Source organism: Marinactinospora endophytica (genome assembly GCF_054780875.1).
On record NZ_BAAGVM010000002.1, the window covers coordinates 151721 to 164320 of the forward strand.

General features: G+C 68.9%; 14 protein-coding genes. 8 read left to right on the forward strand and 6 right to left on the reverse strand.

From position 1 onward, the window contains the following. Positions 1 to 35 precede the first annotated feature (35 nt). Entirely contained in the window at positions 36 to 890 is an 855-nt protein-coding gene (gene hisG, locus ACYVHU_RS04555) for an ATP phosphoribosyltransferase (RefSeq protein WP_078763531.1), read from the forward strand. A gap of 39 nt (positions 891 to 929) precedes the next feature. Next, entirely contained in the window at positions 930 to 1625 is a 696-nt protein-coding gene (locus tag ACYVHU_RS04560; protein WP_078763530.1) for a spermine/spermidine synthase domain-containing protein, read from the forward strand. A gap of 78 nt (positions 1626 to 1703) precedes the next feature. On the opposite strand, the gene trxA is transcribed toward ACYVHU_RS04560, so the two are convergent. Continuing rightward, on the reverse strand, positions 1704 to 2087 hold the full coding sequence (gene trxA / locus ACYVHU_RS04565) for a thioredoxin (RefSeq protein ID WP_078763529.1): 384 nt from the start codon (positions 2085 to 2087) through the stop codon (positions 1704 to 1706). 203 nt (positions 2088 to 2290) lie between these two features. On the opposite strand from trxA, the gene ACYVHU_RS04570 reads away from it, so the two are divergent. Then, complete coding sequence (locus ACYVHU_RS04570) at positions 2291 to 2653, forward strand: YidH family protein (RefSeq protein WP_078763528.1); 363 nt, start codon at positions 2291 to 2293, stop codon at positions 2651 to 2653. Beyond that, complete coding sequence (locus ACYVHU_RS04575) at positions 2650 to 3021, forward strand: DUF202 domain-containing protein (protein WP_078763527.1); 372 nt, start codon at positions 2650 to 2652, stop codon at positions 3019 to 3021. Before ACYVHU_RS04570 ends, ACYVHU_RS04575 begins: the two co-directional genes overlap by 4 nt. 15 nt (positions 3022 to 3036) lie before the next feature. Here the strand turns inward: ACYVHU_RS04575 and ACYVHU_RS04580 are convergent, their stop codons facing one another. The 3 genes from ACYVHU_RS04580 to ACYVHU_RS04590 form a co-directional block, all read right to left on the reverse strand. Beyond that, positions 3037 to 4026 carry an NAD-dependent epimerase/dehydratase family protein gene (locus ACYVHU_RS04580; protein ID WP_078763526.1) on the reverse strand — a complete coding sequence of 330 codons (990 nt, stop codon included), beginning with the start codon at positions 4024 to 4026 and terminating at the stop codon, positions 3037 to 3039. 64 nt (positions 4027 to 4090) lie between these two features. Beyond that, on the reverse strand, positions 4091 to 4804 hold the full coding sequence (locus ACYVHU_RS04585) for a PIG-L deacetylase family protein (protein ID WP_078763525.1): 714 nt from the start codon (positions 4802 to 4804) through the stop codon (positions 4091 to 4093). Positions 4805 to 4899: 95 nt separating this feature from the next. After that, positions 4900 to 5598, reverse strand: a complete 699-nt coding sequence (locus ACYVHU_RS04590; protein ID WP_200813738.1) for a WbqC family protein — start codon at positions 5596 to 5598, stop codon at positions 4900 to 4902. A 369-nt stretch (positions 5599 to 5967) separates the two neighbouring features. Between ACYVHU_RS04590 and ACYVHU_RS04595 the strand changes: the two genes are divergently transcribed. Both ACYVHU_RS04595 and ACYVHU_RS04600 read left to right on the forward strand, forming a co-directional pair. Next, the gene (locus tag ACYVHU_RS04595) at positions 5968 to 7527 is read left to right on the forward strand and encodes a glycosyltransferase family 2 protein (RefSeq protein WP_078763523.1); all 1560 of its coding nucleotides are present in this window, start codon (positions 5968 to 5970) and stop codon (positions 7525 to 7527) included. Between the two features lie 123 nt (positions 7528 to 7650). Beyond that, positions 7651 to 8001 carry a DUF3817 domain-containing protein gene (locus ACYVHU_RS04600; RefSeq protein ID WP_078763522.1) on the forward strand — a complete coding sequence of 117 codons (351 nt, stop codon included), beginning with the start codon at positions 7651 to 7653 and terminating at the stop codon, positions 7999 to 8001. Here ACYVHU_RS04600 and ACYVHU_RS04605 read toward each other — a convergent pair. Further along, entirely contained in the window at positions 7968 to 8807 is an 840-nt protein-coding gene (locus tag ACYVHU_RS04605; protein ID WP_078763521.1) for an SURF1 family protein, read from the reverse strand. The genes ACYVHU_RS04600 and ACYVHU_RS04605 overlap by 34 nt on opposite strands. Before the next feature lie 469 nt (positions 8808 to 9276). Here ACYVHU_RS04605 and ACYVHU_RS04610 point away from each other — a divergent pair, with 469 nt between their 5' ends. Beyond that, complete coding sequence (locus ACYVHU_RS04610) at positions 9277 to 10383, forward strand: hypothetical protein (RefSeq protein WP_078763520.1); 1107 nt, start codon at positions 9277 to 9279, stop codon at positions 10381 to 10383. 498 nt (positions 10384 to 10881) lie between these two features. On the opposite strand, the gene ACYVHU_RS04615 is transcribed toward ACYVHU_RS04610, so the two are convergent. Further along, positions 10882 to 11439 (reverse strand): DinB family protein, encoded by a 558-nt coding sequence (locus ACYVHU_RS04615; RefSeq protein WP_498947601.1) that lies wholly within the window; start codon positions 11437 to 11439, stop codon positions 10882 to 10884. Between the two features lie 366 nt (positions 11440 to 11805). Here ACYVHU_RS04615 and ACYVHU_RS04620 point away from each other — a divergent pair, with 366 nt between their 5' ends. Continuing rightward, positions 11806 to 12573: an alpha/beta hydrolase gene (locus ACYVHU_RS04620; protein WP_498947603.1), complete on the forward strand. Its 768-nt coding sequence runs from the start codon at positions 11806 to 11808 to the stop codon at positions 12571 to 12573. Positions 12574 to 12600 lie beyond the last annotated feature (27 nt).

A 12600-nucleotide genomic window follows, 5' to 3' on the forward strand; every position in this document is an offset into this window, starting at 1 on the left:
GCAACCTCCGTCGATGAGTAGAGGAAGAGACCTCAATGCCTGACCAGCTCCGTATCGCCGTGCCCAACAAGGGCCAGCTCGCCGAACCCGCCAGCGCCATGCTCCGCGAGGCCGGCTACCGCCAACGCAAGGACTCCCGCGACCTCGTCCTGGTCGACCCGGACAACCAGACCGAGTTCTTCTTCCTGCGCCCCCGGGACATCGCCGTCTATGTCGGAGAAGGCATCCTCCAGGCGGGGATCACCGGCCGGGACATGCTCATCGACTCCGGCGCGCAGGTCGAGGAGGTTCTGCCGCTCGGGTTCGGGGCGTCGACCTTCCGGTTCGCGGCGCGCGACGGCGCGTCGATGAAGCTCGACGACCTGCGGGGCAAGCGCGTCGCCACCTCGTTCGCGGGTCTGCTGCGCGGCTACCTCGACGAGCACGGTATCGACGCCCGGGTGATCCACCTCGACGGCGCCGTCGAGAGCGCGATCCAGCTCGGCGTGGCCGACGCCATCGCCGATGTCGTCTCCACCGGCACCACGTTGCGCAACGCCGGGCTGGAGATCTTCGGCGACCCGATCCTGGAGTCCGAGGCCGTGGTCATCCGTCAGCGTGACGCGGCGGACGACCCCAAGCTGGAGCAGATGCTGCGCCGGTTGCGGGGCGTGCTGGTCGCGCGCGACTACGTGATGATGGACTACGACGTCCACGCCGAGCACCTCGACGACGCCATCGCGCTCACCCCGGGGATGGAGGGGCCGACGGTCTCCCCGTTGCACCGCGAGGGGTGGGTGGCGGTCCGCGCCATGGTGCCGCGCGCCTCCGCCCAGCAGATCATGGACGACCTGTGGCAGATCGGCGCGCGCGCGATCCTGGTCACCGACATCTACGCCTGCCGCCTCTGAGCCCGTACCACCGCGACACCGAAAGGCCCGCCCCAGGAGATGAGCGCGTTGTTCCCCTCCCCGGAGTCCGAGGAGCCCGTTGTCGTGGAACGCGCGATCGGGAGGACGGGCGGCGAGGTGGTCCTGCGACGCGTGGGTGCCGACTGGGAGCTGGTCGCGAACGGGGTCTTCCTCATGGATACCCGTGACGGTGCCTCGGAGCGCGCCATGGTGCGCGCCTCGTTGGACGCGCTGCCCGCCGACCGCACCGGCGCGAGGGTCCTGATCGGGGGCCTGGGCATGGGGTTCTCCGCGCGTGAGGCCCTGGACCACGCGCGGGTCGCCCACGTCCACGTCATCGAGCTGGAGCCGCTCGTCATCACGTGGCACGCGGGACCGCTCGCGCCGGTCGCCGGACGGCTCCTGGAGGACCCGCGTTGTGAGGTGACCTGCGCCGACCTGGTTTCCTGGTTGGAGGAGGCCACCGGTTCCTACGACGCGATCTGCCTGGACACCGACAACGGGCCCGATTGGACCGTCACCGAGGGCAACGAGCGCCTCTACCGGCCCGCCGCGCTGGACCGGTTGGAGCGGTTGCTCTCCCCCGGCGGGGTCATCGCCTTTTGGAGCGCCATGCCGGCCCCGGAGTTCGCGCTGCTCCTGGAGCGGCGTTTCGGCGCCGTCGAGGTGATCGAGGTTCCGGCCCGCCGCGGCGGGCCCGACCTGGTCTACCTGACCCGGCCCCGACGGGGCTGATCCGGGTCGTGGGCCGGGTCTGGACCAAGAACGGGGCCGTACCGGGAGATCCGGCACGGCCCGTCCGGGGTTGACGGGTCAGCCCTGGGGCTGGGCGCCGTCGCCCTGCTGCTTGGCGATCTCCTCGCGCACCTTGTCCATGTCGAGTTCGCGGGCCTGACGGATCAGGTCTTCCAGCGCTTCCTCGGGCAGCGCGCCGGGCTGGGCGTAGATCACCGTCTTGTCGCGGACGACCATCAGGGTCGGAATCGACTGGATCTCGAAGCTGGCGGCGAGTTCCTGCTGGGCCTCGGTGTCGACCTTGGCGAAGACCAGGTCTGTGTGCTTCTCCGAAGCCCGATCGAAGACCGGGCCGAACATCTTGCACGGACCGCACCACGACGCCCAGAAGTCGATCAGCACGAAGTCGTTGTCGTTGAGCGTCTCGTTGAAGTTGTCCTTGGTCAGCTCGATGGTAGCCACGGAGTCTCCTGATCGCGATGGGGTTTTCTCTCGTAGAGCGGTCTTGCCCGTTGTTTTGTTCCACAAGCCTCTCCGTGGCATGGAACACCTCCCCGCAACGTCAATTTCCGACAAAACCCCTGATAGATACCGACTTGGGAGGAAAATCCCGTCGAGGCTACCCTCAGGCTGTCGGGGCGGAGAACCGATGAGACGGGGGAACGGTGGGACTGCTGCCAGACCGGGGGCGGACCGGTGAGGAGGGGGAGCCGGACTACCGCTTCACCCTCGCCAACGAACGGACCTTCCTCGCCTGGATCCGTACGGCCCTGGCCCTGATCGCGGGAGCGGTCGCGGTGCTGCACCTGGTTCCGCTCCAGTGGACCCCGTGGGCGCGGATGACCGTGGGCCTGGCGCTCACGGCCCTGGCGGTCGTCATCACGGTCTATGCCCCGCTGCGCTGGATCCGCGTGCAACGGGCCATGCGCCAGGGCCGACCGCTGCCGGTGAGCGCGCTGCCGGTGATCACCACGATAGGCGTCACGCTGGTGTGCGCGACCGTCGTCATCGGAAACTACTGGCCGTGAGCCGGCGTCCGGGAAGGGACCCGGGACTCCAGCCGGAACGGACGCTCCTCTCCTGGCAGCGCACGCTCATCGTCGTCATCGCGACGGTCCTGCTGTACGTGCGTGACCCCTTCCACGACGTCACGGCGGCGACCGGGCGCGCGGTGGAGGCGCTGCACCGGTTGCCGATCGGCCTGGTGGTGCTCGCCGTGGCGGGGGTGTTGATGGTCCATGTCCGCCGGCGATGGCGGGCGACCGACCACGGCTGCCACGACGACGCGACCGGCACCCCACCGGCGCCTGTTGCCCGGCCGTGGGCGTTGTTCCTGCTCAGTGGTTCCGTGGCGGCCCTCGGTGTCGTGGTCGCGGTGACCGCGGTACTCGGGTGAGGGCCGCCGGCCCGGTCAGGCGATCGTCACCCGCGGCGAGGGGGCGCCGGCACGCTTGTACTCGATGATGGAGGTGATGATGTCGTCGAGCCGGCGCTGTGGCTCGTATCCGATGAGGTCGGCCGCCAGGGAGGTGTCGGGCATGCGCCGTTGCATGTCCTCGTACCCCTCGCCGTAGGCGTCCTCGTAGGAGACCAACCGCACCTCGCTGGTGGAGCCGGTCAGCTCGATGACACGCTCGGCCAGGCCCTTGATGGAGACCTCCTCCATCCCCCCGAGGTTCACGGCCTGGTTGTAGGCCGCGGGGGTGTCCATGAGCCTGACCATCGCCGGGATGATGTCGAACACCGAACCGAAGCAGCGCCGCTGGGTGCCGTCACCGTAGACGGTGATCGGTTCGCCGGCCAGGGCCTGAGCGACGAAGCGCGGCACCACCATGCCGTAACGACCGGTCTGACGGGGACCGACGATGTTGAAGAACCGCGTGATGACACAGGGCAGGCCGGTCTCCTGGCCGTAGATGTAGGCGACGAGTTCGTCGAGCCCCTTGGCCGCGGCGTAGGACCAGCGGCTCTTCAAAGGGGATCCCAGGATGCGGTCGGCGTCCTCGGTGAGGCCGTCCGCGTCGTTCTTCCCGTAGACCTCGCTGGTGGAGGCCACCAGGAAGCGGGCGCCGTGGGATGCGGCGGCCTCCACGACGTTCTCCGTGCCGTGCAGGTTGATGCGCAGCGACTGCAACGGCTTGTCCACAATGGTGTGGACACCGACCGCGGCGGCCAGGTGGAACACCGTGTCGCAGTCGCCGACCAGGTCGCCGACCAGTGACTTGTCCAGGATGGAACCCTTGACCAGCTCGAAGGCGGGATTCCCGATGAGCTGTTCGAGGTTGCGTTCCGACCCCGTTGACAGATCGTCCAGGACGACCACCTCGTGCCCGTGGGCGACGAGGTAGTCGCAGAGATGGGAACCTATGAACCCGGCACCGCCGGTCACAACGGCCTTCATCGTCGTTTCCCCTCCAAGGGTGCTTGGTGTCTTCCCTGTTACAGGTCCCGGGCCGCGTCGGGGCTCAGGCCAGCCAGCGCAGCGTGTGGTAGCCCTCGGCGAAGGCCACCCCGCTCTGCATTCCGCGCAACGCGGCCAGGCTGCGTAGCGTCAGCTCCGAGCGGGTGTGCGGATGCCCGTGGATCTGGGTTCCGTAGAGGCGCATGGCGGTGATCTTGTCGTCGAGATGCTCCTCGGTCAGTTCCACGAGGAGGTTGGGCGAGGTGGTGGCCTCGTAACGCCACTGGTCGGCGGCCTCCTCGTAGGCCAGGACCAGGCGAGGATGGTGCCGCATCCGGTTGTCGGAAGGGCGCAGCGCGGTGTGCACGGCCTCGGCCGTGGCGCGATGGTCCTGGTTGTAGCTCGTCCAGTGGGGCGTGATGACCACGCTCGGGCGGAGCTCGGCGATGGCCAGAGGACTGTGGCGTTCGATCGCGTTGGCCAGTTCGAATCGTGGCAGCCGGTCCAGCTTCAGGTGGTACTCGTCGCCGGGGAAGGCGATGTTCCAGTCGTCCCAGCGGTAGAAGTCGGCGACTTCCTTGATCTCACGGAACCGCTCCTCGGCGGTGGACAGCCCCGCCGCGGAGAAGTCCGCGGTGTCGCCCACCGTGATGAACTGGACGAAGACCTCGGCTCCGGCCGCCTTCGCCTTGCTCATCAGCCCGCCGCACCCCAACGTCTCGTCATCGGGGTGAGGCGCGAAGATGAGAATCCGTTCCTTGGCCCAATCGATCGTCATGCCATGTCCTAACAGGGGGATTGCGGGTACGGAGTCACGCGGGAGGTATGCGGGATGCCGTGGCCGGCGGGACGGCGGCCGTGCCGCCGGGAGATCTAGCCGTCGGTGACGCGTGCCGCGCGCACCAGCTCCATCCCTTCGGGTCCGGCGTTGAGCAGCAGGTCCACAGCGGCCAACCGGGGCAGGAACTCCCCTCCCTTGCGGTGGAACTGCGGATACTCGGGATGCCGGAAGTTCTGCCACTCCACTTCGACGCCGTAGCGGCGGAAGACCTCCGGATCGACGTAGCCGCGGGCGCCGTCGCCGGAGAGCATGGTGTCGGCGCCGACCTTCGCGGAGATCTGGGCCAGGAGTTCGCTTTTCTGGCCCGGGAATTCCCCGAGTTCACTGGAACGGACAACCGGGGTGGTGATCCCGAAGGCGTTAAAAATGAAGTAAGTAGTGGCCAATGAGATGTCGATGAGGCGTTCCCAATCGGTGTCGTAGATGGCGGTGATCTCTGGACCGAAATCCTTCCAGAATGGGGCCGTCCGGTAGCCGTGTTCTGAGATAGCCCGTAGATGTTTTTCCCGCCATGGCCGGGTTCGGTCGATGACCTTGTCCCGGATCTGTTCGTTGCGGCTCCGGTTGACCACGGGGACCGTCAGCAGGACCGGGCCGCTCTTCGAGGCGATGTAGTTGCGGTTCTGCCACCCCCTCCGTTCGTACTGGACGTGGTCGAGCACAACGAACAGGTCGCTGCGATCGGCCTTGTCAAGGAGCCCCAGCCAGGGCAGATAGTGCGGCTGGTGCATGGCGACGCGCACTGTGGTTCCCTTCCGAGGCGTTGTGTGCCTGATGTGGCGCCGGCACCGGGAGGGCCGTCCACCACGTGGCCCCTGCGCCCGTCTCACGGATGGTTCCGTGGATGATTCGGCTTCCCGGTGGTCTTGAAGGTGAAGGAGCGAATACGAGGAAAGTTCGTAGAACAGGTGGCGCCAACTAAGCCCCTTCCGGTATTGCATCAATGGGGCACAGCGGTCGCAAGTCCGGGCATAGGATTTGCGTGGCCTACATAGGTCGCGATCACCGGTGAACTAGTCCCATAGGGGATGCGTCAACATATCGCCGGTTTCGTCGGTTACCGGTCGGCCGGAACCCGCCTGCACCCCGGAGGACAACCAGTGCGAACGGCACGTTTCATCGGAAGTTGGCTCGCGGGACTGCTCGCCTTGACGTTGGCGGTCGTCCTGTTCGTGCAATGGATCCGCTTCGCCCTCGACTCAGCGGGCACGGGAGACACCCCGGCGCCGCTGTTCCTCTGGATGGCGTTCGGGGTCAACCTGCTCGTCTGGTCCTTCGTCGGCCTGCTCCGTCTGGGAGACGAGTCGATTCAGACACTCGCCCGCCGCCGGGCCAGGGCGGTCGCGAGCGGGCACACGACCGAGGACAGGGCCCTCGGCGCGGTCGCCGAACGCGGCCGTTCCCTGGTCAGGGTCCGCTCCTCGGCCCAAGACGGCGACGGCGGTGACGACGTGGGGAATACCACGGCCGTCGCCGTCCGGACGGAATCGGACACGGCCGATCCCGCTCCGCCGCGGACAGCGGCGGAGCCGATGGCCCTGGCCGTCATCATCCCGGCCCACAACGAGGAGCCCGTCATCGACGGGGCCATCAGGTCGGCCCTGCGCCTGTTCAACCGCTGGGACATCTACGTCGTCTCCGACAGCTCCAACGACGCGACCGCCGACATCGCCGCCGAGACCGGTGTCAACGTCTTGGAGCTGCTCAGCAACCGCGGCAAGGCGGGCGCCATCGAAGCCGTGATCGCCGAGTTCGACCTGATCGAGAACTACGACGGCGTGGTGATCCTCGACGCCGACACCGAGCTGGACGAGAACTACGTCGAGGGGGCCCGGCGGCAGTTCGGCGATCCCACGGTCGCCGCGGTCGCGGGCTTCGTCGTGGCCGAGTGGAAGCCGAAGGAGCGCACGGTCGTGGGACGGCTCATCTCGGCCTACCGCGACCGGCTGTACTGGCTGCTCCAGTACCTGATCCGCTTCGGCCAGACCTGGCGGTTCACCAGCGCGACGTTCATCGTGCCGGGGTTCGCCAGCGCCTACCGGACCAGCGTCCTCAAGCACATCGACATCAACCCGCGAGGTCTGGTGATCGAGGACTTCAACATGACCTTCGAGGTCCACCACAAGAGCCTGGGGCGCATCTCGATGCGGCCCGACACCAAGGCCTACTGTCAGGACCCCTTCACCTTGGGCGACTACGTCAGCCAGGTGCGGCGCTGGACGCTCGGCTTCTGGCAGACGGTCCGGCGCCACGGCGTCTGGCCGAGTCTGTTCTGGTTCGCGCTGTTCTTCTACATCCTGGAAGTCGTGCTCGTCGCGGTGACCCTGCTGACCACGGTCGCGCTCGGGGTGTTCACCCTGCTGCCGATGCTCACCGACGACGCGGTCCTGGCGTTCGGGTGGTACGAGAGCGGCTACGCCGCGGTCACGGCGGTGCTTCCCCTGACCGTCATCGCGGTCGGCCTGTTCGTCCCCGACTACGTGCTCACATGCGTCATGGCGATGGTCCGGCGTCGGCCGGGCTACCTCGTCTACGGGTTGTTCTTCCTGCCGGTCCGCGTGATCGACGCCTATCTGACGCTGCGCACGATCCCGCAGGCGTGGACGGCGAAGTCCGACGGGCGGTGGAAGAGCCCGGAGCGCTCCGCCCAGACGCTGTGACGAACCCGGATAACGGCTGCTCACCACAGCACTTAGGCTCAGGGAGGAAGAACGCCCTCGGCGGTGCCCGTTCCCTCGGGCGCCGCTGAGGGCGTGTGCCGTCCCTAGTCCGAGGTGCCCTCTGTGGAAAAGAAGCGTCTCCCGCTCACGCTGTATCGGGTGCTGGCCTATGTGACGGGTGTGTGGCTGCTGCTGCTCACCTTCGTCGCCATGCCGGTGAAGTACCTCTACGACGAAGACACCTGGCTCATGCCGGCGATCGCCATCCCCCATGGGTACATCTACATGGTCTACGTGCTGGTCGTGCTGTGGCTGGCGATGGATCGCAAGTGGCCCGCCCTGCGGACGGTCGGGGTCATGCTCGCCGGCACGATCCCGGTGCTCGGTTTCTTCGTCGAGCACCGCATCGTCCGCCAGGAGAAGGCGGCCGAGGCCACGCCTCAGTCGGCCTCGACGCCGACCGCCGAACGCTGAGGCTCGTCCGCCGAGGCGGAACCGGGTGCGCCGCTGCCGGGGCCGGCCCCTTCGGAACGGTGGTCCGCGAGTTCGCGTCGCATCAGCGAGACCCAGAAGGCGATCGCGGCCACCGCGAAGACCAGCCACTGGGCCGCGTAGCTGAGGTTGCGGAAGTTCCAGGTGATCTTGGTCTCGGGCGGCGGCGGTGGCATCTCGCTCAGCCCCGGCGTCGAGCCGGCGCCGCCGGGGCTGTGCTCCGACAGCGCGACGTATCCGCCATAGAGCTGATAGGGCCACTCGTTGACGAGCAACGCCGGGGAGATGCGCTCGATCTGGCCTTCGGGGACGGACATCGCCGAATACCCCTCGGACGCCTGGTCCTGTGGCATCATCAGCCAGCCGTCCACGGTGACCTCTCCGGACGGGAGCGTGTCGAGGTCCTCGGCGGTGGTCGCCTCGGGGATCCAGCCCCGGTTGACGATGACGGCGACGCCCTCGTCGGTGACGAGGGGGACGATCACGTTGTAGCCCTCCTCGCCCTCGGGTGACAGCGCCGGCGACAGGAGCTGGGAGCCGGGGTCGTACTCGCCCGTGGCGGTGACGGCTTCGTTCGCCAGCGTCTGCGGCATGTACTCTCCGGGAGCGAGCATGTCGCCGAGCGCGCTGGCGTTGGCGAGGTCCTCCACCGGGTTGGTGATGGCCTCACGCGAGGGCTCCTGGGAGCGTTCGAACTGCCAATAGCCCAGCAGGGCGCAGCCGACCACGGCGAGCACGGCGATCAGGTGGAGTCCGAGCCAGCGAGGCTGGAGTAGAGGAAAGCGCACCTGTCCAGGCTATGTGCGTCTGCCGTGCGCGGCGCGTCACCCCCCTGCTGAAGGAGGGCGCGTCAGGACTTGGCCTGGATGAGAACCAGTCCTGGCGATTACTTTAAGTAATTGACTGTCACCGACGGTTGTCCTGGCAGGTGAGGCTGGATAATCTATGTACCAGCGAGGGAGAGATAAGCACTCTCCATCCGCTTCGCGAACTTTATAGAGGCCGCCGGCTCCAGGGGGGAGGAGTCCGCGGCCGTTCCCGAGGCGAGGGCCGTCTCCGTGATTTTGAGGGGGGACACGGAGGCGGCCCTCGCGCTTTCGCGTGTCCGCGCCCTTCTCCCCGTTCCTCCGCCCGCTTCCCGCCCTTCGCGCCGCCCCTGCGCCTGCCGGCGGTGGCCCGCCACCACTGGGCGGTTCCGTGTCGTAGGAGGGTGCCAGGATCACCGCGATCCCGACACCGACGACCTGAGGGAACCGAATGCCGGACATCCACGTGGACGACAGCGACGTGCGGGAACTCGCGCGCAGGCTCCGTGAGGCCCGCCCCGGGGACTGGCGGGAGGGGGACCTGCGTCGGGTGGCCGCGACCCTGGGGTGGGAGTGGGACGAGGGGACGCCGCCGCGGCTGCGCACCGGACTGCCCGCTGGAGACGCCTGGCTGCGTCCGGTCGGCCGGTATGAGAGCGACTACACGGACACCGAGGAGTTCGTCGGTCTGCATGTCCCGTTGGCCAGGATCGAGGGCGGTCCGCAGGAGAAGGCCCACGCCTTCGCTCGCGCCGCCGGCCTCGTCCACCAGGCTCTGGGCCGTCCGGCGTCCATCATCGGTTCCTACGGCAACCTCGGTCCCTTCTTCGACTCTCCCCCGGGCTGGGGAGCGCCCTTCCGGCGTTGGCGCGACCAGAGGACGGGGACGACGCTGGAGGTGCACGCCGGTGCCGGCGGTCCCGAACTCCTCCTCTTCCCCAACGACCCCGTCGAGGGCTGGATGTGGCGGCAGGGGCATGGTGCCCCCTACGCCCTGAGCGGCTTCTTCGCCACCTCGAACGCCGGGGAGAACGCCGGACTGGGGATCCCCGGGAAGTGGCGCGCCGGCGACTGGGCGGAGTTCGCCCGGACCCTGGCCGACTTCCTGCGCAACCTGCCCGCCGAGACCCTGGCCCTGGGGATCGGGCTGTCCCTGGGCGTCCACGGCAGGATTCCGGGCACCCACGGGCCGTGGGTCTTCCACATCGCCTGCGAGGGGACCCTGGAACTCGCGGTGTACCCGCTGGAGGGGGAGGGGATCAACCTCGCGTCCCTGGGCCTGCCCGACCTGGGCTGGATATCCGCCGCCGAGAGACCGGCGCGGCTGGACCACCTTGAGCGGGTCGCCTACCACTCCGACGGGTTCGCCCCCGGCGAGGCCGACGGCACGCGGCTGGCCTGGATGCTGGTCGAGACGGCCAAGGCGCTGGGCATCCCCTCGCCCGGGGACCTCTCCCTGATCGACTCCGCCGAGACGATCACGGTCCTCGACGGCGAGGGCGGCCGACACCGCTACCAGGCCGACTACTACGGACTGACCCTCTCCGAGAACCCGTGAGCCGACGGACCTCACCGGGGAGCGCCGGGGCTTCCCGGTGAGGTCGGCGTCCGTTCCTCCTCGGCCCGCGCGGCATATAGGTGGAGGTGCAGGTTCGCGATCGATCCGCTCTGGACGACGGTTCCCGAAGCCGACCCCGTGAAGCGGTTCTCCACGCCCGGCACCGGTCCGGCCCGGGGGTCCCTCCCCGGAGGGGCCCGCCCCTCGGGGGAGGGACCCGACTCAAGGCGGCGGAGCAGGAGGCGGGCGTAGCCCCGGCCGAGGGTGACGGCGAAGGCGACGAGTCCGCAGAGCAGGGCGAGCAGGAGGATCGCGACGATGACCGCGAGGAGAAGAAGGGCAGGCTCCGCTAGTCGGCTGAGCCGTAAGAGGGGTGCGCCGACCCTCCAAGCGCGAAGTGGTACATCCTCACCGTGGTGGGAAGCCTAGCCCGAAAGGCCGGCGTGGGGAAGGGGAGGAGCGCTGCTGCGCGATCCTCCCCTTCCCCACGCCGGCGGGTCACCCCTGGAGGGCGCCCTCGCCCCAGGCCGCGGTGGTGGACGCCCCGTCCAGCGACTCGCGGATGATGTCGGCGTGCCCGGCGTGCTGGGAGGTCTCCCTGATCAAGTGGAGCAGGATCCGCCTGACCGACCAGGCGCTTCCCGGAGGGAACCAGGGAGCCGGGGGCAGGGGGCAGAGCCGGTCCAGATCGGGCAGTGCGGCGAGGGCCTCCGCGGTCTCCTGCGCCGCCCGCGCGTAATCGTCGAGCAGACCGGCCAGCGTCTCCCCGGCCGTCATGTGGAAGTCGTCCGCCCACGCCTCCCGCTGCTCACGCGCCGACTCCCGTGGCCGGTCCGTTCCGGCGCGGCCGGACATGATGTCCACCCAGCCGCGTTCGGTCCGCGTGACGTGTTTGATCAACCCGGCGAGCGTCAGTTCGCTCGCGGTCGTGCGCCGCGAGGCCGACACGTCGTCCAGGCCGCGCACGGTCAGCCGGAGGGTGGCGCGCTGTTCGGCCAGGATCGACATCAGGTCGGCGCGCTCGCCGGTGGGCGAGGTCGTCTCCAGGGCTGTCATGGTGTCCGTCCTTCCGTTGCTCGGGAGACCGAGGTTATGGAGAATTGCGGTCGTTTCCCGTCCGCAATCCGGGGTCGATCTCCCTGGGCGCGTCGTCCACGCGGAACATGGGGGACCCTGCTCTCGGGGAGGGGCGGTCGCCGGCGAGGAAGGCGGGACCGGGCACCGGAACGCGGCTGTCGGACCGCTCGGAAGGGGACCGGCGGGGCGTCGCGGGGGACCGCCGACACGCCACCGGCCACGATGGGAGCGGCGTCACGGGTGTGCCGCGGAGGAAGGGCGGTGGAGGCGGTCCAGTGCGGGAAAGGCCCCTACACCACCTGGGATTGGCGGTACGCTTTTGACCGGCTGTCCAGGAGGTCGTACATGGCCGTCGTTCCCCTTCAGTACCGGTTTGACGGGCCCCGACATGCGCCGGTGGTACTGCTGCTGCCCCACCTCGGCGCGAAGTGGTCCATGTGGGAACCCCAGATGCCCGACCTCACCCGCGACCTGCGCGTCCTGCGCGTCAACCATCGTGGGCACGGCGGCTCTCCCGCCCCCCAGGGCGCCTACAGCGTCGCCGAACTCGGCGGGGATCTGCTGGCCCTTCTCGACACGTGCGAACTCGAACGCTTCTCCGTGATCGGCGCCGGCCTGGGAGGTATGTTGGCCACTTGGCTGGCGGCCCGAGAGCCTGATCGGGTGCACCGACTGGCCCTGCTGGCGACGTCCGCGTGGGCGCCGCCGGCGCGCCGGTGGCAGCGTCTGGCTTCGCAGACGCGGGCCGGGGGAACGGTCGCGGTGGTCGAGGAGGTGACCCGCTCCTGGTTCACGCCGGCCTTCGTGGACCGCCGTCCCGACATCCTCGCCCGGATGGTCGAGGAGTTCGAGTCGGTGGACCGGCAGGGGTACGCGGGATGCTGTGACGCTCTGGCCGAGGGTGACCAGCGCGCGGCGTTGACGAGGGTGCGGGCGCCCGCGGTGGTGGTGTCCGCCGCGCACGACCCCGTCCTTCCGCCGGGACACGGCCGCCGGTTGAGCAACGGCATCCCCGGTGCCCGCTTCGAGGTGGTCTCGGGGGCCGCGCACCTGGTCAACGTCGAACGGGCGGACCGGGTCAACGAACTGCTGGTGGCACACGTCGCGTCCTGACCCGGACCGGGGCGCCGACAGGGGGGC